The 19,342-nt window shown below is 73.5% G+C and carries 19 protein-coding genes; 8 read left to right on the top strand and 11 right to left on the bottom strand.

Annotation, left to right across the window (positions count from 1 at the left end; translation table 11 throughout):
* Positions 1–18: 18 nt before the first annotated feature.
* The 6 genes from ACFYST_RS21535 to ACFYST_RS21510 form a co-directional block, all read right to left on the bottom strand.
* Positions 19–1,275, bottom strand: a complete 1,257-nt coding sequence (locus ACFYST_RS21535) for an MFS transporter (protein WP_387864560.1) — start codon at positions 1,273–1,275, stop codon at positions 19–21.
* Positions 1,276–1,318: 43 nt separating this feature from the next.
* Positions 1,319–1,840 (bottom strand): GNAT family N-acetyltransferase, encoded by a 522-nt coding sequence (locus ACFYST_RS21530; protein ID WP_387864557.1) that lies wholly within the window; start codon positions 1,838–1,840, stop codon positions 1,319–1,321.
* Between the two features lie 65 nt (positions 1,841–1,905).
* The gene (locus ACFYST_RS21525) at positions 1,906–2,601 is read right to left on the bottom strand and encodes a dienelactone hydrolase family protein (RefSeq protein ID WP_387864555.1); all 696 of its coding nucleotides are present in this window, start codon (positions 2,599–2,601) and stop codon (positions 1,906–1,908) included.
* 110 nt (positions 2,602–2,711) lie between these two features.
* Entirely contained in the window at positions 2,712–4,073 is a 1,362-nt protein-coding gene (locus tag ACFYST_RS21520) for a sugar porter family MFS transporter (RefSeq protein WP_387633780.1), read from the bottom strand.
* Between the two features lie 157 nt (positions 4,074–4,230).
* The gene (locus tag ACFYST_RS21515; protein WP_387864553.1) at positions 4,231–4,878 is read right to left on the bottom strand and encodes an FMN-binding negative transcriptional regulator; all 648 of its coding nucleotides are present in this window, start codon (positions 4,876–4,878) and stop codon (positions 4,231–4,233) included.
* Positions 4,872–5,537, bottom strand: coding sequence for a pyridoxamine 5'-phosphate oxidase family protein (locus ACFYST_RS21510; RefSeq protein WP_387864551.1), 666 nt, complete (start codon positions 5,535–5,537; stop codon positions 4,872–4,874). Before ACFYST_RS21510 ends, ACFYST_RS21515 begins: the two co-directional genes overlap by 7 nt.
* Before the next feature lie 34 nt (positions 5,538–5,571).
* Between ACFYST_RS21510 and ACFYST_RS21505 the strand changes: the two genes are divergently transcribed.
* Positions 5,572–6,915 (top strand): aminotransferase class I/II-fold pyridoxal phosphate-dependent enzyme, encoded by a 1,344-nt coding sequence (locus tag ACFYST_RS21505; protein ID WP_387864548.1) that lies wholly within the window; start codon positions 5,572–5,574, stop codon positions 6,913–6,915.
* Positions 6,915–7,259, top strand: coding sequence for a hypothetical protein (locus ACFYST_RS21500; RefSeq protein ID WP_387864547.1), 345 nt, complete (start codon positions 6,915–6,917; stop codon positions 7,257–7,259). Before ACFYST_RS21505 ends, ACFYST_RS21500 begins: the two co-directional genes overlap by 1 nt.
* Positions 7,260–7,305: 46 nt before the next feature.
* Here ACFYST_RS21500 and ACFYST_RS21495 read toward each other — a convergent pair whose 3' ends face one another.
* Positions 7,306–8,664: an NAD(P)/FAD-dependent oxidoreductase gene (locus tag ACFYST_RS21495; protein ID WP_387633770.1), complete on the bottom strand. Its 1,359-nt coding sequence runs from the start codon at positions 8,662–8,664 to the stop codon at positions 7,306–7,308.
* A gap of 145 nt (positions 8,665–8,809) precedes the next feature.
* Here ACFYST_RS21495 and ACFYST_RS21490 point away from each other — a divergent pair, with 145 nt between their 5' ends.
* The 4 genes from ACFYST_RS21490 to ACFYST_RS21475 all read left to right on the top strand — a co-directional run bounded on the left by ACFYST_RS21490 (position 8,810) and on the right by ACFYST_RS21475 (position 11,408).
* Positions 8,810–9,565, top strand: a complete 756-nt coding sequence (locus ACFYST_RS21490; protein WP_387633768.1) for a HipA family kinase — start codon at positions 8,810–8,812, stop codon at positions 9,563–9,565.
* A complete protein-coding gene (locus ACFYST_RS21485) occupies positions 9,562–9,951 on the top strand; it encodes a DUF3037 domain-containing protein (RefSeq protein WP_387636758.1) in 390 nt (129 codons plus the stop codon). Before ACFYST_RS21490 ends, ACFYST_RS21485 begins: the two co-directional genes overlap by 4 nt.
* 84 nt (positions 9,952–10,035) lie before the next feature.
* Positions 10,036–10,479 carry a MarR family winged helix-turn-helix transcriptional regulator gene (locus ACFYST_RS21480; protein WP_387633766.1) on the top strand — a complete coding sequence of 148 codons (444 nt, stop codon included), beginning with the start codon at positions 10,036–10,038 and terminating at the stop codon, positions 10,477–10,479.
* A gap of 11 nt (positions 10,480–10,490) precedes the next feature.
* Positions 10,491–11,408 (top strand): DUF2797 domain-containing protein, encoded by a 918-nt coding sequence (locus ACFYST_RS21475; protein WP_387633764.1) that lies wholly within the window; start codon positions 10,491–10,493, stop codon positions 11,406–11,408.
* A 2-nt stretch (positions 11,409–11,410) separates the two neighbouring features.
* Here the strand turns inward: ACFYST_RS21475 and ACFYST_RS21470 are convergent, their stop codons facing one another.
* Positions 11,411–11,767, bottom strand: coding sequence for a DUF6204 family protein (locus tag ACFYST_RS21470; protein WP_387864544.1), 357 nt, complete (start codon positions 11,765–11,767; stop codon positions 11,411–11,413).
* Between the two features lie 32 nt (positions 11,768–11,799).
* On the bottom strand, positions 11,800–13,992 hold the full coding sequence (locus ACFYST_RS21465; protein ID WP_387864543.1) for a HelD family protein: 2,193 nt from the start codon (positions 13,990–13,992) through the stop codon (positions 11,800–11,802).
* A 130-nt stretch (positions 13,993–14,122) separates the two neighbouring features.
* On the opposite strand from ACFYST_RS21465, the gene purB reads away from it, so the two are divergent.
* Entirely contained in the window at positions 14,123–15,562 is a 1,440-nt protein-coding gene (purB, locus tag ACFYST_RS21460) for an adenylosuccinate lyase (RefSeq protein WP_387864541.1), read from the top strand.
* Between the two features lie 202 nt (positions 15,563–15,764).
* Complete coding sequence (locus ACFYST_RS21455; RefSeq protein WP_387864539.1) at positions 15,765–16,418, top strand: hypothetical protein; 654 nt, start codon at positions 15,765–15,767, stop codon at positions 16,416–16,418.
* A 20-nt stretch (positions 16,419–16,438) separates the two neighbouring features.
* On the opposite strand, the gene ACFYST_RS21450 is transcribed toward ACFYST_RS21455, so the two are convergent.
* Together ACFYST_RS21450 and ACFYST_RS21445 are read right to left on the bottom strand one after the other, a co-directional pair.
* Positions 16,439–17,935, bottom strand: a complete 1,497-nt coding sequence (locus ACFYST_RS21450) for an MFS transporter (RefSeq protein WP_387633754.1) — start codon at positions 17,933–17,935, stop codon at positions 16,439–16,441.
* A 295-nt stretch (positions 17,936–18,230) separates the two neighbouring features.
* On the bottom strand, positions 18,231–19,229 hold the full coding sequence (locus ACFYST_RS21445) for a phosphotransferase (protein ID WP_387633752.1): 999 nt from the start codon (positions 19,227–19,229) through the stop codon (positions 18,231–18,233).
* Positions 19,230–19,342 lie beyond the last annotated feature (113 nt).

The following is a 19,342-nucleotide window of genomic DNA, read 5'->3' as shown; positions in this document are numbered from 1 at the left end:
TGCAGGTCAACTCCCGCGTCACCCGGACGTGGCCGGCTCCGGCTGCGGTACGTTGCCGCGCGCCTCGGGCACGGTGCGCTCCAACTGCCGTACCTCCGGCACCAGTAGCACCGCCGCGGCCAGGCCCAGGCACGTCAACGCGCAGGCCCACAGCGCGCCGGACTGACCCAGCACCTTCGCCGCCGGGCCGGCCAGCGCGGTGCCCGCCGGCATCAGCGCGAAGGAACCGAAGGCGTCGTACGCGGAGATCCGCGACAGCAGTTCCTCCGGGATCTCCTGACGGAGCGCCACCAGCCAGCCCACCACGAACACCGTGACGCCGACACCCGACAGGAACATCGCCACCACGACGGGCACCAGCGGCAGGCCGAGCGCCAGCACCAGCGCGGGCAGGCCGAACAGGAACACGCCGCCGTTGCCGACCAGCAGGATCCGGCGCGGCTGCCAGCGGGCCATCAGCACCGCGCTCGCCACCATGCCGACGCTGAGCGCGGCCATCGCGGTGCCCCACGCCGCGGCGCCGCCCATCCGCTGTTCGGCGATCACCGGCCCGTACACCGTCTCCACGGCCAGCACGCAGGCGTTCATCAGGGAGAACTGCACGACGATCGCCCACAGCCAGCGGCGCGAGACGAACTCCCGCCAGCCGACCCGCAGTTCGTGCACCAGGCTGGGCCCGGACTCGCGCCGCTCGCCGACCTGCGTCAGACCGGAGCGCATCAGCGCCGCCACCGCGAAACAGAGCGCGTCCCCCGCCAGCACCCAGCCCGGTCCGAGCAGCGCGGCCAGCAGACCGCCGAGCGCGGCGCCCGCGATCTGCGCGCCGTTCACGCCCATCTTGAACACCGACAGCGCCTTGGACGCGTGCTCGGCCGGCACCGCCTGCAGGATCACGCCCTCGGCGGCCGGGGTGTAGAACGCCTGCCCCGCGCCGCCCGCCGCCGACAGCACCAGCAGCGTCCACAGCGGCGGATGCCCCATCAGCACCAGCGCGGCCAGCACCGCCTGCGACACCGCGTTGAACACATTGGCGCCCACCATCACCACATGCCGCGGCCAGCGGTCGGCCACCGCCCCGCCGATCAGCATCAGCGCCACCAGCGGCACCGTCCGCGCCGCCGTCACATAGCCGACCTCGGTGGCGTGCCAGCCCGCGCCCAGCACGGCGAACGCGGTGGCGATCGGCGCGGCGGCGTTGCCCAGCCCGCTGACCACCGTGGCGGCGGTCTGGACCCGGTAGTTTCGGCCGGCCCACGCCGGATAGGTGATTCGCACTTCCAGACGATGGACCGCCAACCACCGCCCTGTCCAACGAATTTCAGGGCGTCCAGTCCGCCGCGAGCATCCCCAGCAGCACCTCGTCGACGAACCGCCCCGACACCCACGCGGCCCCGCGCAGCGTCCCCTCGACGCGGAACCCGGCCCGCTCGGCGGCGCCGATCATCGCCGCGTTGTCCGCCAGCGTGTCCACCTGCAGGCGGTGCAGGCCGCGCACCTCGAACCCGTACCGGCACAGCACCCGCACCACGTCCGTCCCGAAGCCGCGCCCGCGGACACCCGGCCGCAGGGACATCCCGAGGTGGGCGGAGCGGTGGTGCGTGTTGACGCCCCACAGCACGGCGGCGCCGGCGAGTTCACTGCCGGCGCGCTCCACCACCGAGAACACCGCCGGCTCCTCGGCCCCCGTCGCCCGGAACGGCGACGCCTCGACGGGCAACGGCCGCCAGGGCCGCCCGTCCGTGCGGGTGCGCATCGCGACGTCCTCGTACAACTCCTCGTGCAGGACGGCGACATCGCTCTCGTGCCGGGCCCGCAGCAGGATCTTCTCCCCGATCAGCATCCGCCAGAGCTACCACCCGCCGCACCGCGCTGGCCAGCGTTTTCGCCAGCCGAGGTGCGCCCGGCTCAGCCGAGGTGCGCCCAGAGGAAGGTGAGGGTGCGGCGCCAGGCGATGGCGGCCTGCAGGGGGTCGTAGCTGCTGGGGGTCTTCTCGTCGTTCATGAAGGCGTGGCCGGCCGGGTAGAAGTGGATCTCGGGGCGGCGGCCGGTGGCCTCGCCGATCCGGATGGCGGCCTCGTCGACCACCGCGGCGGGCAGCGAGGCGTCCTGTTCGCCGAAGTGGCCGAGGACGTGGGCGGTCAGGCCGCGGTAGTCGTACTCGGGGTCGCCGGGCAGGCCGTAGAACGGGACGACGGCGGCGACCCGGTCGCCCTCGTGGGCGGCGAGCCGCAGGGCGAGGCCGCCGCCCATGCAGAGACCGACCACACCGACCGCGTCGCCGACCGACCCCGGGCGGGTGAGCAGGTGGGTGACGGCCGCGTCGAGTTCCTCCGCGACCCGCGCGGCGGGCAGTTCGTGCTTCATCCGGGCGGCGGCCTCCCGGTCGTGGGTGACGGTACCGCCGTACAGGTCGGGCGCGAGCGCGAGGAAGCCCTCGGCGGCCAGCCGGTCGGTGAGTTCGGCGATGTGCCGGGTCAGCCCCCACCACTCCTGGATCACCAGGACTCCGGGACCGACCCCGGCGGGTGGCACCGCCAGGTAGCCGTGCACGGTCCGGCCGGAGCGGCCGGCGAAGCTGACGTTCTGGCGGGCAGCACCCATGGCTCTCCGTCAAGGTGGCCGCGCGCGGCGGCGGGCAGGAAGTTTCGTCTGGCACTCTAGGAGCGAACTCGCTTGCTTCAACGGCACGCTGGCGGTGTGTCAGCGGGAGTTCAGCCCATCTCTTCCAGTGCCTTGCCCTTGGTCTCCTTGATGCAGAAGGCCACGAACGGGATCGACAGCAGGGCGAAGCAGGCGTAGATCACGTACGTCGCGGACAGGTTCCAGTCCGAGAGGGTCGGGAAGGAGACGGTGATCGCCCAGTTGGCGATCCACTGCGCGGACGCGGCGACCGACAGGGCGAGCGCCCGGATGGTGTTCGGGAACATCTCGCCGAGCAGCACCCACACCACCACGCCCCAGGAGAACGCGAAGCAGAACACGAAGACGTGCGCGGCGACCAGCGCGGTCGTCGCGTACGTGTTCGCCAGGGTGGCGGTGTCGCCGGTGCCGTGCCGGTAGGAGAACGCCCAGGCGGCCAGCCCGAGCGAGAGCGCCATGCCCGCGGAGCCGGCCAGCGCCAGCGGCTTGCGGCCGATCCGGTCGACCAGCGCCATCGCGACCACCGTGCCGATGACGTTGACGATCGAGGTGGACAGCGAGATCAGCAGCGAGTTGGACTCGTTGATGCCGACCGACTGCCACAGGAACGACGAGTAGTAGAAGATCACGTTGATGCCGACGAACTGCTGGAACGCCGAGGCGCCGATGCCGACCCAGACGATCGGCAGCAGCCCGAAGCGCCCGCCGAGCAGGTCGGTGAGCCGCGGCTTGCGGCGGGTGTCCAGCACCCGGCGGATCTCCGCGACCCGGGCGTCCAGGTCGATGCCCTCGCCCTCTACCTCGACCAGCACCTTGCGGGCCTGATCCTCGCGCCCGTCGGCGATCAGGTAGCGCGGCGACTCCGGGATGGACAGCGCCATCAGGCCGTACACCAGGGCGGGCACGGCCTCCACGCCGAGCATCCACTGCCAGGCCTGGATGCCGGCCAGATGGTTGGTGGACTCGCCGCCCGCGGCCTGGTTGAGCGCCCAGTTGGCGAGCTGCGAGACGGTGATGCCGAGCACGATCGCCATCTGCTGGAACGAGGCCAGCCGGCCCCGGTACGCGGTCGGCGCGACCTCCGCGATGTAGGTCGGGGCGATCACCGAGGCGATGCCGATCGCGATGCCGCCGAGCACGCGCCACACCCCCAGCACCTCGATGGTGGGCGGGAACATCGACCCGATGCCGCTGATCGCGAACAGTGTCGCGGCCAGCAGCATGGTCCGTACCCGGCCCATGTGGTCGGCCAGCCACCCGGCGACCACCGCGCCGGCCGCCGAGCCCAGCAGCGCGATCGCCACCACGAACGCGGTCTCGCCGTTGCCGACGCCGAAGTGCTTCTGGATGCCGGTGACCGCGCCGTTGATCACCGCACTGTCGTAGCCGAACAGGAAGCCGCCCATCGCGGCGGCGGCGGAGATGAACACCACATGGCCGAGGTGCTCGTCCCGGACGGCGGAGGAGTGGGTAGCCAGTGCTCTTCTCCCTACGTGACGATCCGTCCGGTTGGGGCGGATCTATCCGGAGGTAATTCGACCAGCGGCTACCCCGTGGCGCGGCTTCGACACGCCCGGAACCAATGAGCTGTCAGTCCGACGAAGGGCCGAGCGCGGGACGGCGGGTGCGCCGCCGCAGCAGCTGCGCCCGGGCCGCCGCGTCCTGCGGGTTGCCGGTCGCCGCGTGGCGTTCGGCCAGCCGTTCGGCGATCTCCAACTGGAGCTCCACCGGCTTCTTGTCGTCGTACTTGAACTTCGCCCGCACCCGGCGCACCGTCAGCCGCAGCCCGCGCAGGCCGGTCAGCTGCGGGCCGTACGGCGCCGCGCCGACGGTCACCCGGTCCTCGTGGTTCTCGGGCTGGAAGTGCGCCAGCTGCCGGTTGAGGATCTCCGCCTTGCCCGCCGGGTCGTCCACGATCTCGGCGGTGCAGGAGAACTGCACCGAGGCGTAGTAGCTGGTCGGCGTGTACGGCGCGTCGCGCCAGCGGCCCGGCGCGAACGCGTAGTCGTCGGTGACCGCCAGTGTGACGTGCGGGTCGGCGCGCACCGCCGCGAACAGCGGGTTGGGGGCGGCCAGGTGCAGCAGGATCTCGCCCGCTTCGGCGTCCAGCAGGAAGTGGGTGGGAACCAGGACCGGGCCGTCGGGGCCGTTGGCGGCCAGCGTGCCGAAGTCCCGCCCGGCGGCCAGCCACTCCTGCCACTCCCGGTCGGTGCCCCGGTCCCAGCCGCGGATCAGCATGCCGGGCCGGCCAGGTACCCGGGCAGCGGCAGGTCCGAGTGCGGGGAGGCCACCGGCGTGCCGTAGACCGGGGCGACGGGCACCACGCCCGCCCAGTACGGCAGGCCGAGGTCCTCCTCGTCGTCGATCACGTCGCCGGTGCGGGTCTTCGCCGAGACCTGGTCCAGCTCCAGCCGGATCACCGCCGTCGCCGCCAGCTCCTTCGGGTTGCCCGGCCGGCAGTCGGCGGCGCGGCCCGGTATCGCCTGCTCGACGATCGCGTCCAGCGCGATCCGCAGCTCCTCGGGGTCGGTGACCTGGTGCGCGGTGCCGTGCGCCACCACCGAGCGGTAGTTGACGGAGTGGTTGAACGCCGACTTCGCCAGCACCAGGCCGTCCAGGTGCGTCACCGTCACGCACACCGCCAGGCCCTGCTCGCCGCGCGCGCCGCGCAGCGGGCGGCTGCCGGTGGAGCCGTGGATGTACAGCCGCTCGCCGACCCGCGCGTACAGCGTGGGCAGCACGACCGGCGCGCCGTCCCGGACGAAGCCCAGGTGGCACAGGTATCCGGCGTCCAGGACGGCGTGCACCGCGTCCCGGTCCCAGTCGGCCCGCTCCTTGTCCCGGGTGGGGGTGGTGAGAGAGTTCCGGGCGTAGGTGTCCTTGGGCGTGTCCGGCATGACAACCTCAATGTACTAGTGCATACTTGCATTTGTGCTAGGAGAATATCGGATCACGGGTCGGCGGGCCAGCGATATCGCCGCCGACGTCGAACGCGCCGTCGCCGAAGGCCAGTTGGCACCCGGAGCCGCGCTGCCGCCGCTGCGTGACCTGGCCGGCGAGCTCGGCGTCAACCCCAACACGGTGGCCGCCGCCTACCGCCTGCTGCGCGAACGCGGCGTCATCGAGACCGCCGGCCGGCGCGGCAGCCGGATCCGACCCCGGCCCGCCACCACCCCCCGCGACGAGGCCCGGCTGCCCGTCCCGCCCGGCGCCCGCGACCTGTCGGCCGGCAACCCCGACCCCGCGCTGCTGCCCCCGCTCGGCCCCGCCCTCGCCGCCGCCGCGGCCGGCCCCACCGTCCTGTACGGCGAACCCGTCGCCGAACCCGAACTCCTCGACGGCTTCCGCGCCGAATTCCGCGCCGACGGCGCCCCCGACGGCGAACTCGCCGTCTGCTCCGGCGCGTTGGACAGCATCGGCCGCGTCCTCGCCGCCACCCTGCGCACCGGCGACACCGTCGCCGTCGAGGACCCGGGCTGGGGCAGCGTCCTCGACCTCGTCCCCGCCCTCGGCCTGCGCACCGCCGGCGTCCCCGTCGACGACCAAGGCCCGCTCCCCGACGCCGTCGCCGCCGCACTCGACGCCGGCGCCCGCGCCCTCGTCGTCACCAGCCGCGCCCAGAACCCCACCGGCGCCGCCCTCACCCCCGCCCGCGCCGCCGCGCTGCGCACCGTCCTCGCCGCCCGCCCGCACACCGTGCTGATCGAGGACGACCACGGCCACGGCATGGTCGACCAGCCCTTCCAGTCGCTCGCCTCCGACGGCCGCGGCGGCACCACCGTCACCCACTGGGCGCTGATCCGCTCCGCCGCCAAGGCACTCGGCCCCGACCTGCGGGTCGCCGTCCTCACCGGCGACGCCGACACCGTCGCCCGGGTCCTCGGCCGCCAGCGCCTGGACGCCGGCTGGGTCAGCCACCTGCTGCAACGCGCCGTCGTCGAACTGCGCCGCACCGACGCCGCCCCCGCCGCCGCGGTCGCCGCCGCCTACCGGGCCCGGCGCGACGCGCTGCTCACCGCGCTCGCCGTGCACGGCGTCCGCGCTCACGGCGAGAGCGGCGTCAACGTCTGGGTGCCCGTCCCCGACGAGACCGCCGTCTCCGCGGCCCTGCTGCACCGCGGCTGGGTGGTCGCCCCCGGCTCCCGCTTCCGCCTCGGCTCCCCGCCCGCGATCCGGATCGGCATCGCCGCCCTCGCCCCCGCCGAGGCCCCCGCCCTGGCCGCCGCCATCGCCGACGCGCTGCGCGGCCCGACCCACGGGTCGCGGGTGACCTGATGCGGATCGAGCTCCGGAGGCTGCGCGCCGGGTTCGCCGAGGTGGCGACCCCGCACGGCCCGGCCGTCGCCCGCTGGCGCGGCGGCCCGGCCGACCCGCCCGGGCCGTACTTCGTGGAGTGGACGATCGACGAGGAGCACGCCGCGGTCCGCCCCGCCGCCGGGCCCGGTCCCGAGGTCCGGGTGGACGGCGAACTGCTCGTGCTGGTGGGCGAGTTCGACGGCGAGGCGGCGCTGCGGATCGGCGACAGCCTGGTCCTGCTGGATCTGCCCGGCCACCCTCCCGGCCCGCTGGAGCTCGCCGTCCCGCGCGAGTACGCCGAGCTGTACCCGTACACCGTGTGACGAAGCCCCCGTTCGAGGACGGGGGCTTCACCCGCACCGGAAGGCGTCAGCCCTTGGCCAGCAGGGCCTGGGCGTGTTCGCGGACCTGGTCGCGGGAGAGGTAGGCGTCGGTGTACTCGAAGTCGCGCAGCCGGGCGGGCTGGCGGGCCAGGAAGCCGGTGCGGACGAAGTCGTCGCCGGCGGTGGCGTTCAGCAGCCAGTTCGCGCTGGTGCGGTACTTCGCGCTGTTGGTGCGCATCGCCATCACGTGGTAGCCGCGCGCCACCAACTGGGCGGGCAGGCCGTGCAGTTCGACACCCAGCGGCTTGGACACCGCGTCCTTGCCGCCGAGGTCCACCACCAGGCCCAGGTCCTTGTGGAAGTACGGCTGCAGCGGCTGGTTGCGCAGCGCCGCCACCAGGTTGTCCGCGAGCTGCCGGCCCTGCCGCGCCGAGTGCTGCGCGGTCGGCGGGCACACCGCGCCGTCGCCCTTGGCGAGGTCCGGTACCGCGGCGGCGTCACCGAGCGCGAACATGCCCTCGAACTGCGGCACCCGCATCTCCGCCGTCACCGCCAGGCGCCCGCGCACCGTCTCCGCGTCCAGCGTGCCGATCAGCGGCGACGCGGCCACGCCCGCCGTCCAGATCAGCGTCCGACACGGCAGGGTGCGGCCGTCGGTGAACTTCACCGTCTCCGCGCCGACCTCCGCGACCGACACACCCAGTGAGACGTCCACGCCGCGGCGGGTGAGGATCTCCATCGCGGTCTGGCCGAGCTTGTCGCCCAGCTCCGGCATCAGCTTCGGCGCGATGTCGATCAGATGCCACTTGATCAGGTCCGGGTCCAGCCGCGGGTAGCGCTTGATGGCCGCCGTGGTCAGCCGCTGCAGGCAGGCCGCCGTCTCGGTGCCCGCGTACCCGCCGCCGACCACCACGAACTGGAGGCGCGAGGCCCGCTCGTTCTCGTCCATCGACGCGGACGCCAGGTCGAGCTGGGCGATCACGTGGTCGCGGATGTACGTGGCCTCGGCGAGCGTCTTCATGCCGCGCGCGTAGTCCGGCAGGCCGGGGATGTCGAAGGTCCGGGTGACGCTGCCCGGCGACAGCACCAGGTAGTCGTACTTCTCCGCCACCACCTCGTCGGTGATCTTGCGGACCACCGCGACCCGGGAGCGCGGATCGATGCCGATCGCCCCGCCGGGGACTATGTGGGTGCGCCGCAGTGAGCGCCGCAGCGAGATCGCCACCGACTGCGGGGTCAGCACCCCGGCCGCGACATGCGGAAGCAGCGGCAGGTACAGCTGGTAACTGAACGGCGTGACGAGCGAGATCTCCGCCTCGGAAGGGGCGAGCTTGCGCTCCAGACGACGCGCGCACTCCAGCCCGGCGAAGCCGCCGCCGACGATCAGGATCCGAGGTCGTTCCATCGTTCATCCCCTGGGTTTGCGGGTCCGTGACTGACTAAGGACGACTGTTGGCCACACTCGCACGGGGCAACGGCGGGTGCATCTCCAACCGGTCGCGGCCCCCTGCCCGGCCGGAGCCGCCCGTGAGGGCCGCTAGGCTGTCGGGATGCTCTCCGAGGTGACGGCCGTCCGCTACGCGACGCCGCTGCGCGAAGGCGGTTCGATGCCCGGCCTGATCGAGGCCGACGACCGCCGGATGTACGTGCTGAAATGGGTCGGCGCGGCCCAGGGCCGCAAGGCGCTGGTGGCCGAAGTGCTGGCCGGCGAACTGGGCCGCGGGCTCGGCCTGCCGGTACCGGAACTCGCCCTGGTCGACCTCGACCCGGTGCTCGCCCGCAGCGAGCCCGAGGTGCAGATCCAGGACCAGATGCGGGCCAGCGGCGGCGCCAACCTCGGCATGGCGTTCGTGTCCGGGGCGCTCAACTTCGACCCGCTGTGCTTCGAGACCGACACCGACACCGCCGCCCGGGTGCTCTGGTTCGACGCCCTGATCGGCAACGTCGACCGGTCCTGGCGCAACCCCAACCTGCTGGTCGCCACCGGCGGCCTGCGGCTCATCGACCACGGCGCCAGCCTGATCTTCCACCACAGCTGGTCGCGCGCCGAGGCCTGGCGCCGCAAGCCGTACGACGCCTCCGACCACGCCCTGCGCCACGCCGTCGGCCACCTGCCGAAGGTCGACGCCGAACTCGCCGCCCTCGCCGAGACCGCGCTGCCCGCCGCCGTCGCCGCGATCCCCGACGTGTGGCTCACCGACGAACCCGGCTTCGACACCCCCGACGACGTCCGCGCCGCCTACACCGCGCAGCTCACCGCCCGCCTCGCCGGGCCCCGCGACTGGCTCCCGGAGGTGGACGCCTGATGGACCAGCACCCCAAGGACTACGAGTACGCGCTGATCCGCGCCGTCCCCCGGGTCGAACGCGGCGAGTGCGTCAACATCGGCGTCCTGCTGTACTGCCGCGACTCCGGCTACCTCGGCGCCCGCACCCACCTCGACCAGGGCCGGCTGCTCGCCCTCGACGCCGTCGCCGACGTGGCCGGCGTGCGGCGCGCCCTGCGCGGCATCGAAGCGATCTGCGCGGGCGGCGAAGCCGCCGGACCGGCCGCCGCCGACAGCCCCGGACAGCGCTTCCGCTGGCTCACCGCCCCGCGCAGCGCCGTCGTCCAGCCCGGCCCCGTGCACACCGGCCTGACCACCGACCCGGCCGCGGAACTCCACCACCTGTTCGACCGTCTGGTCCTCTGACCGCCTGCCTCGCTTCCGGACCTCCCGACTACTTGCCTCGTTCAATACTTGAGGCACTGAAACGATGGGCGTACCCTGACCGCCATGGGCAGCACCACAGGCACCGGCACCGCCGCACCCACCACCCCCGAACTCATGGAGCAGGTCGCCGCGGTCGGCGCGGCCTACTTCCAGGACTTCGCCGCCGCCGCGGCCCGCCACGGGCTCAACTCCTCGCAGGCCAAAGCACTCAAAGCCGTCCTCGAACCCGTCCCGATGCGCGCCCTCGCCGGACGCCTCGGCTGCGACGCCTCCAACGTCACCGGCATCGTCGACCGCCTCGAAGCACTCGGCCTGGCCCGCCGCGAAGCCGCCGCCGCCGACCGCCGCGTCAAGATCGTCACCATCACCGACGACGGCCGCGCCGTCCTCGACCGGATCCGCGACGACATGACCCGCGCCCGCCACGCCTTCGACAGCCTCGACGCCGAGCAGCGCACCGCCCTGTCCCGGCTCTGCCAACAGGTCCTGCCCCTGCTGCGCCCCTGACTGTCCGTCGCATGCCCTACGCTCACCGGATGCACCAGGCGAACGGATGGACCTCCACCGGCCTTCGCTGGCACGACGGCGCACCCCGCCTCACCGCCACCGACGGCCGCACCAGCCACACCCGGCCGCTCACCGACGGCCTCCCCGTCGCCTGGCGGATCGCCGGCCCCCGCCAATGCACCGGCGCCACCACCGCCCGCGGCCACCGCCCGTGCCCGCACCACGCGCACATCGAACCCGACGGCACCACCACCCAGTGCCCCAGCTGCCAGAGCGCCGACCGCGGCCTGCAACTCGCCCGCGACCGCATCCTCGACGACGGCCGCACCTACCGGCTCTACCTCGCCTGGTTCGGCCCCGGCCTGCTCAAGATCGGCCTCACCGCCGAAGAACGCGGCACCGTCCGGCTGCTCGAACAGGCCGCCCTCACCTGGACGTTCCTCGCCCGCGGACCGCTGCCCGCCGTCCGCCGCGCCGAACTCGCCGTCGCCCACGCCAAACTGGCCCGCGAACGGATCCCCGCCGCCGCCAAGTACCCCGCCTGGTGGACGCTGCCCACCCCCGCCGACCGGCACGCCGAACTCACCGCCGGCCGCACCCGCGCCCACCAACTCCTGGCCGAACACCCCGTCACCCTGCTGCCCGACCACCCCGTCACCGACCAGGTCGAGCTGTACGGCCTCACCGCCGGCGCCCCCGAGCAGTACCAGCAGGTCAAAGCACTCAGCGACGGCGCCCGCCTGACCGGACGACTGCGCCGCCCGATCGGCGGCCACCTCTTCCTCGACCCGCCGGCCGGCCCCCCGCTGCTCCTCGACACCCGCCTGCTCACCGGCTGGACCCTGCACGCCGAGGCCGCCGACAGCTGCGACGGCCTCACCCTGCTGCCCCGGGCCCGCCCCGCCGCCGAGCAGGACACGCTGTTCTGACGTCAGCTCTTCTTCCGGGCCTCCTGCTTGCCCCGGGCGCCCACCGCCGCCAAGGACATGTCCTGCGCCTGCGACTTCAGGTTCTTGTAGCCGTACCCCCGGTCCGTCAGCCACAGCTCCGCCGCCGTCTCGGCCCGCACCGAGGCCGCCACGATGTCCTCCTCCGCCTCCCCCTGCTCCAGGAACCGGAAGGTGAAGAACGGACGCGCCGACAGGTCGTACGTCAGATGCCCCTCGTCGGTGAACTTCGCCTGCAGCACGTCGTGTTCGGCCGCCGCGGCGGTCAGCTCGGCGTGCTGCTCGGGCGTGAGGGCGTCGAAGGAACCGCGCACCATGATCCGGAACGTACGAGTCGTCATGGCGGGACCCTAACCCGCCCGGCCTGTCCCGATCACCCCATTTCCGCCCGGCCGGTGTTCGAGAAGGCCGCCCGCAGCGGCTCCGGCAGCGGGCCGTGGTGGGCGACGGTCAGCCGGCGGGTGGCCCGGGTCAGCGCCACGTACAGGTCGTGGCCGCCGCGCGGGGACTGCGCCAGGATCGCCGCCGGATCGGCCACCACCACCGCGTCGAACTCAAGTCCCTTGCACTGCACGGCAGTTAGTGCCCCCAGGTGCGCCAGCTCGGCCAGCCGCCGGTCCGGCACCACCAGACCCGTGGTGCCCGGCCCGTCCTGCGCCAGCAGGGCCGGCAGCTGAGCCCGGTAGTCCTCGACCGGCACGGCCCGCGGCGCCTCGCCGTCCGCCCGCACCGACTCCGGGGCCCGCGCCGCCGGATCGACCGCCGCCAGCACCGCCGCGGCCACCGCCATGATCGGGGCCGGGGTGCGGTAGTTGACGTTCAACCGCTCCTCCCGCCAGCGGGTGCCCAGGTAGCGGCCCAGCATCTGCTGCCAGTCGTGCGCGCCCGCCGCCGAGGAGGTCTGGGCCAGATCGCCGACCACCGTCAGCGAACGGGTCGGGATCCGCCGCATCACCATCCGCCAGGCCAGCGCCGACAACTCCTGCGCCTCGTCCACCACCACATGCCCGAACGTCCACTCCCGGTCCGCCGCGGCCCGCTCCGCCGTCGAGCGGTACGGCCCCGCGTCGGCATGCCGCTCGGCCAGTGCCGCCGCGTCCAACTCGCCCTCCTGGTCGGTCACTTGCAGTACCCCGCGGGCGTACGCCTCGGCGTCGGCCCGGGCCCGGCCCTGCTCGGCGGCGGCCCGGCGCTGCTCCGCGCCGTCGCTGCCGAGCAGTTCGGCGGCCTCGTCCAGCAGCGGGACGTCCTCCACCGTCCACGGCGCGCCGGGCGCCCGGCGCAGGGCGGTGCGCTCGGCGGGGGAGAGGGACGGGGCGAGGCGCTCCGGGTCGGCGAGCAGCGACTCGACCAGCCGGTGCGGGGTCAGCAGTGGCCACAGCGCGTCCAGGGCGGCCCGGACCTCCGGCTCGGCCCACAGTTCGCCGGGCGCGTACCGGGCCTCCTCCTCGTCCCACGGGCGGCCGATCGCGTCGGCGCGGGTGCGGGCCAGGCTGTGCAGGGCGGCGCGCAGGAACTCGGCGCGGGCCGCGTTGTGCGGCAGCCGCAGGCCGCGGGCGCGCTCCCGGGCCGCGGCCAGCAGCCGGCGGGGGAGCGGCAGGTCGAGCGCCTCGATCCGGCCGTCCCCGGCGGGCAGCCGCTGGTGCAGGCGCACCGCCTCGGCGAGGACGTCCGCCATCTTCGGCGAACCCTTCAGGAAAGCGGTTTCCGGTTGGTCCGCGTCAACCGCGCGCACCCCCGGGAACAGCTCGCCGAGGGTGCGCAGCAGCACCTCCGTCTCACCGAGCGAGGGCAGCACCTGCTCGATGTAGCGCAGGAACGCCCGGTTCGGGCCGATCACCAGCACGCCGCGCCGCTCCAGCACCTCCCGGTGGGTGTACAGCAGGTACGCGGCCCGGTGCAGCGCGGCCACCGTCTTGCCGGTGCCGGGACCGCCGTGCACCACCACCGCGCCGTGCAGCCCCGAGCGGATCACCCGGTCCTGCTCGGCCTGGATGGTCGCCACCACCTCGCGCATCCGCCCCGTCCGGGCCCGGCGCAGCTCGGCCAGCAGCGCCGCCTCGCCGACCAGGGTGCGCCGGCCGTCGTCCCCGAGCGCGTCCAGGTCGAACGCCTCGTCGTCCAGGCCGACCACCTCCCGCCGGTGGGTGCGCAGATGACGGCGGCGCAGCAGGCCGGCCGGGTCGGCGGCGCTCGCGGTGTAGAACGGGCGGGCGGCCGGGGCCCGCCAGTCCAGCAGCAGTGGTTCGAACTCCTCGTCCAGCAGGCCGATCCGGCCGAGGTGGCGGACCGTGCCGTCGAGGCCGTCGATCCGGCCGAAGCACAGGCCGCGCTCGACGGCCGTCAGCCGGGCCAGCCGGCGGGCGCGTTCGGCGAGCACCACCTCCTGCTCCAGCCGGGCCTGCCGGGTACCGCCCGGTCCGGTGTGCTCGGCGCCGGCCTGCTCGAGGGCGGTGCGGGCCTGCTCGCGCAGGATGTCGAGGCGGGCGTACAGCTCCGTCAACCGGCGTTGCTCGGTGCGGAGTTCGGCCGTGAGGACGGCGTCGCTTGCCATCTGTTCGGTCAACGTGATATCCTCGCGCTGAGGGAGTTGTTTAGTCGAGCGTCAATCCGGTGATAACCGGCCATGCTACCCGGCCGTCCGTCCACCCGTACACCGGATGCGCTGCACGACCTCCTGACCTCGACTGTTAGGCTTGCGAAGCGTGAGCGCGAAGCCCAAGATCCCCAATGTCCTGGCCTCCCGGTACGCCTCGGCGACCCTGGCCCAGCTGTGGTCCCCCGAACACAAGGTGGTCCTCGAGCGCCACCTGTGGCTGGCCGTCCTGAAGGCCCAGCAGGACCTCGGCATCGAGGTGCCGGCCACCGCGATCGCCGACTACGAGCGCGTCGTCGACCAGGTCAACCTGGCGTCCATCGCCGCCCGCGAGAAGGTCACCCGGCACGACGTGAAGGCCCGCATCGAGGAGTTCTCCGAACTCGCCGGGCACGAGCAGATCCACAAGGGCATGACCTCGCGTGACCTCACCGAGAACGTCGAGCAGCTGCAGATCCGCCAGTCGCTGGAGCACGTCCGCGACCGCACCGTCGCCGTCCTGGTCCGCCTCGGCCGCCTCTCCGCCCAGTACGGCGAGCTCGTGATGGCCGGCCGTTCGCACAACGTCGCCGCCCAGGCCACCACCCTCGGCAAGCGCTTCGCGACCGCCGCGGACGAGGTCCTGGTCGCCTTCGCCCGCCTCGAAGAGCTGATCGCCCGCTACCCGCTGCGCGGCGTCAAGGGCCCCGTCGGCACCTCCCAGGACATGCTCGACCTGCTCGGCGGCGACGCCGACAAGCTCGCCGAGCTGGAGCGCCGGGTCGCCGGCCACCTCGGCTTCGACAACGTCTTCACCTCGGTCGGCCAGGTCTACCCGCGCTCGCTCGACTACGACGTGGTCTCCACCCTGGTCCAGCTCTCCGCCGGCCCGTCCAGCATCGCCAAGACCATCCGCCTGATGGCCGGCCACGAGCTGGTCACCGAGGGCTTCAAGGCCGGCCAGGTCGGCTCCTCGGCGATGCCGCACAAGATGAACACCCGCTCCTGCGAGCGCGTCAACGGCCTCGCCGTCATCCTGCGCGGCTACGCCTCGATGACCGCCGAGCTCGGCGGCGACCAGTGGAACGAGGGCGACGTCTCCTGCTCCGTGGTCCGCCGGGTCGCGCTGCCGGACGCGTTCTTCGCCTTCGACGGCCTGCTGGAGACCTTCCTCACCGTCCTCGACGAGTTCGGCGCCTTCCCCGCCGTCATCGAGGCCGAACTCGACCGCTACCTGCCGTTCCTGGCCACCACCAAGGTCCTGATGGCGGCCGTCCGGGCCGGCGTCGGCCGGGAGACCGCGCACGAGGTCATCAAGGAGCACGCCGTCGCCGCCGCGCTGGCGATGCGCGAGGGCGCCCGCGAGAACACCCTGGTGCCGGCGCTCGCCGCCGACACCCGGATCCCGCTCGACCACGACGCGATCGACGCACTCCTCGCCGACCGCCTCTCCTTCACCGGCGCCGCCGCCGCCCAGGTCGGCGAACTCGTCCGCCGCATCGAGGCCGTGGCCGCCGCCCACCCGGAGGCCGCCAAGTACGCGCCGGGCGACATTCTCTGACGCTGCCGCCCCGCCGCCTTCGCGAAGCCCCGGAGGGCCCTGCACCCGCAGGTGCTCTTCGGGGCTTCGGCGCGTGCGACGACCGGGCGGCACGCCGCTGACCAGGCCCGCGCACGCCGAACGTGAGTCAGGCGTGAGCGGGGGCTGCGAGCGTGGTGCCCACCGGCGCCGATCGGCGCGGGCCGGCAGAGAAGAGGAGTTCATGAGGGCACGAACGGCGAAGACCGGAGCGGCTGCGCTGCTGCTCGCCGGCGGCATCACGCTGGCGACGGCCTCGCCCAGCGCCGCCTACACGGGACGGGCGACGCACTACCCCGTGGGTCTCGGTGCTTGTGGCCAGTCATCGGTGCCGGGCGACCTGGTGGTGGCACTGAGCCCCGCCGAGTTCGGCAACGGATACTCGACGCCGCACTGCTTCCAGTCGGTCCGGATCCAGCACGGCGGGACGTCGATCGTCGCGACCGTCCTCGACCGCGGGCCCGCCGGCATGCCGCTCCACGACCTCGATCTGTCGCTCGGGGCTTTCGTGGCGCTCGGCAGTGACCCCAAGGGCGGCCCCATCGACGTCAGCTGGGGGTACGTCGAGACCTCACCGGGCCCGGGGCCGACGACGACGCCTCCGGGGCCGGGACCCATCGGCACGACCATGCCGGCTCCCAGCGGCACCACGAAGGCGCCCACGCCCACCGGAACACCGGTCACGCAGAAGCCCGCGCCCACCGGGGTACCGATCAAGCCCCCCGTCCACCCCGATCCGACGACGACGGCACCGCAACAGCCGACCGGAGTGCCGACCCCCGGGCCGACGGGGCCCCACACGATGCCGATTCCCACCGTGACCGCCGTCCTGAAGTAACGGCCTCGGGCGACGCGCCGTCAGGCCTCCTCGTGGTTCGGATGGATCGGCGGGGAGGTCGGGGAGCAGTACCAGTCGCAGTCGGGCTCGGCGACGGGGTGGGGCGGGGCGAGGGCGTCGGAGCGGATGGTGGTGAAGGCGATCGCGGCGCCGGCGGCGAGCAGCCCCGCGCAGATCAGCATGGACGTCCGGAAAGCGCTGTCCACCTCGGACGGGATCCGGTACGCCTCACCGCTCAGACCGGCCAGTGGCGGGATCGCCGCGACGGCGAACAGGCCCGCGGCGCGGGCGGCCGCGTTGTTCACGCCGGACGCGATGCCCGCGCGGCGGACGTCGACGGCGGCGAGGACGGTCGCGGTGAGCGGGGCGACCAGTAGGGTCATGCCCGCGCCCTGGACGGTCACGGCGGGCAGCACGTCCAGCCAGTAGTTCGCGTTCGGGCCGATCCGCAGCATCAGCAGCACGCCGCACGCCACCAGCAGCGGGCCCGCGGTGAGCGGGATCCGCGGCCCGACCGCACGGCCGAACTGGCCCGCCCGCCCCGAGAACAGCAGCATCAGCACCGTGATCGGGACCAGCGCCACCCCTGACAGCAGCGGCGTGAACCCGGCGACGATCTGCAACTGCACCGTCAGCAGCAGGAACACCCCGCTGAACGCCGCGTACACGCACAGCGTGACCAGGTTGACCACCGTGAACAGCCGGGACCGGAACAGCGACAGCGGCAGCATCGGATTCGCCGAACGGTGCTCGACCAGAATGAACGCGGCGGCCAGCGCGAGACCCGCCAGCCCCGCGAGGGCCGCCGCCGGCGTCAGACCGGAACCCGCCTCCGTCAGCGCGTACGTGATCCCCGCCAGGGAGAGCGCCGCGAGCAGCGCACCCAGCACGTCGAACCGGCCCTGCTCGTCCGGGTCGCGGGTCTCCGGGACATGGCGCACCGTCACCGCCACCACGACCGCCGCCAGCGGCAGATTGAGCAGGAAGATCCACCGCCAGCCCGGTCCGTCCACCAGCCAGCCACCGAGGAACGGCCCGACCGCCGCCGCGACGCCGCCGAAACCCGACCACGCGCCCACCGCACCCGCCCGGTCGTCCTCGTGGAACACCGCCTGAAGCATCGCCAGCGAACCGGGCGTCAGCAGCGCGCCACCAATGCCCTGCAACGCCCGGGCCAGGATCAGCACCTCCACCGTCGGCGCCGCCGCGCACCCCGCGGAGGCCAGCGCGAACCAGCACACCCCGATCAGGAACACCCGGCGCCGGCCGAAACGGTCACCGAGCGAACCGCCCAGCAGGATCAGCGCGGCGAGCGTCAGCATGTAGGCGTTGATCGTCCACTGGAGCGAGGCGAGACTCGCCCCCAGATCCTCACCGATCCGCGGCAGCGCGACGTTCACCACCGTGCCGTCCAGCAACGCCATCCCGGACCCGAGCGCCGTCGCCGCGACGACCCACCGCCCACGTCCAGTCCCCAGCCGAATCCCGCCGGCCACACCCGCCGCATCGTCGCTCACGCAACGAATCCTCCGCCAGGACCCGCGCCGGGACCAGCCCACCGCACCCTGCGGGTTGCCGGCCGGCGGGGGCGAGGGCGGGGGCGCGGTGCGGGCGGTTGGGGGATGGGGGAGTGCGCTGCGCGCGGCTGGTGGGGCGGAGGGGGATTGCCCTGCGGGCGGCCGTGGGTGCAGGTTGCGATGTGGGTGGCCGGGGCAGACGGGATGTTGCCCTGCGGGCGGTCGGAGGGAGGTGGAGTGGGGGCGGATGCCCTGCGGGCGGCCGGGGCGGGCGGAGGGAGGACTCGCGGCCGACTCAGGCCCGGTAGGCGAGCGCCTTCCGCAGGTGGTAGTCCGCCACGTCGAGCATCCACTGCCGGTTCGGGAAGTCGCCGTCGGCGATGCGCAGCGGGCCGCCGACCAGGTCCAGGTGCATGACGTACTGGTAGTAAGTCATGCGCCGCGGGTCGAGGTCCGGGTTGCGGAGCGCCTCGTAGTGCGGGCCGAAACGCATCCGCATCCAGCAGTGCTCCACCTCGATGTCGGTGTACATCAGGCCCTCGATGTCGATGAGGACGGGTTCCCCGTCCGGCCCGACGAGCGTGTGTTCCGCGCACAGTTCGCCGTGGACCACGCCGAACTCCGCACGCGGCTCGAGTGCCGCGTGCAGGACGCGGAGCTTCTCCGTCAGCACGGCCTCGCCCTCGGCCGCGCGGACGTCACGGGACACGGCGGTGGCGATGTTCACCAGCGCCCGCTCGAAGTACGTCTGCTCGCAGCTCCCGTCCGGCGGTGCGCCCCCGCCGTCGATCCACGCCACCCGCCCGAAGGCCGGCGCACGGTGGGCGTGCATGCGCCGCAGCATGTCGGAGAGCTGGGCGAGCGTGCGTCGGCCGGCGTCCGGATCGCGTTCCAGCAGGGCCTCCAGCGTTCCGCCGCGGATGTCCTCCGCGACGGCGATGTCGGCCGGGTACAGGTTCTTGCTGCGATCGGCGAGCATCAGTCGCGGCGAACGGGCTCCGACCGCCTCCAGCCGGCGGGTGGCACCCTCGAGGAAGTCGAGACCGGAGGCGTGGGCGAACGGGTTCGACGGGTCGTCGTGGCCGTCCGGGAGCAGCCCGTCCCAGAAGTCCTCGTCAGCGTTCCAGACATAGACGACCGTGCTCGTGGCGTCGTCCAGCATGACCCGGTAGACGCCCTTCTTGCTTCCCTTGAGCAGCCGGTCGACTCCGGTGACGCGGCGGTCGGTACCGAAGACCTCCCGTATCACCGGGGTCAGCGATTCGGCGTCGGCGAACTTTCGCGCGGCAGTCATTCCCGCTCCCCCTCCGGAGTGCCCGCATCGATCCGCGGCCGGCTGTCTCCTGCCGCCGTGGGCACAGACGCACCAGCATAGAGATCTCCTGCTCGGGCAGGCGGAGGGCCGTG

Source organism: Kitasatospora sp. NPDC004614 (assembly GCF_042873675.1).
Lineage (GTDB): Bacteria > Actinomycetota > Actinomycetes > Streptomycetales > Streptomycetaceae > Kitasatospora.
Note: the sequence above shows the minus strand (reverse complement) of the source record. Positions and strands in the feature narration are given on the sequence as shown.

Excerpts from the sequence above, each read along its gene's own strand:
- ACFYST_RS21515 (WP_387864553.1), bottom strand. The coding sequence starts at position 4,878 with ATGCTGATCCGCGGCTGGGACCGGGGCACCGACCGGGAGTGGCAGGAG.
- ACFYST_RS21490 (WP_387633768.1), top strand. The coding sequence starts at position 8,810 with ATGCTCTCCGAGGTGACGGCCGTCCGCTACGCGACGCCGCTGCGCGAA.
- ACFYST_RS21480 (WP_387633766.1), top strand. The coding sequence starts at position 10,036 with ATGGGCAGCACCACAGGCACCGGCACCGCCGCACCCACCACCCCCGAA.
- ACFYST_RS21530 (WP_387864557.1), bottom strand. The coding sequence starts at position 1,840 with ATGCTGATCGGGGAGAAGATCCTGCTGCGGGCCCGGCACGAGAGCGAT.
- ACFYST_RS21495 (WP_387633770.1), bottom strand. The coding sequence starts at position 8,664 with ATGGAACGACCTCGGATCCTGATCGTCGGCGGCGGCTTCGCCGGGCTG.
- ACFYST_RS21500 (WP_387864547.1), top strand. The coding sequence starts at position 6,915 with ATGCGGATCGAGCTCCGGAGGCTGCGCGCCGGGTTCGCCGAGGTGGCG.
- ACFYST_RS21445 (WP_387633752.1), bottom strand. The coding sequence starts at position 19,229 with ATGACTGCCGCGCGAAAGTTCGCCGACGCCGAATCGCTGACCCCGGTG.
- ACFYST_RS21455 (WP_387864539.1), top strand. The coding sequence starts at position 15,765 with ATGAGGGCACGAACGGCGAAGACCGGAGCGGCTGCGCTGCTGCTCGCC.
- ACFYST_RS21525 (WP_387864555.1), bottom strand. The coding sequence starts at position 2,601 with ATGGGTGCTGCCCGCCAGAACGTCAGCTTCGCCGGCCGCTCCGGCCGG.
- ACFYST_RS21475 (WP_387633764.1), top strand. The coding sequence starts at position 10,491 with ATGCCCTACGCTCACCGGATGCACCAGGCGAACGGATGGACCTCCACC.
- ACFYST_RS21470 (WP_387864544.1), bottom strand. The coding sequence starts at position 11,767 with ATGACGACTCGTACGTTCCGGATCATGGTGCGCGGTTCCTTCGACGCC.
- ACFYST_RS21510 (WP_387864551.1), bottom strand. The coding sequence starts at position 5,537 with ATGCCGGACACGCCCAAGGACACCTACGCCCGGAACTCTCTCACCACC.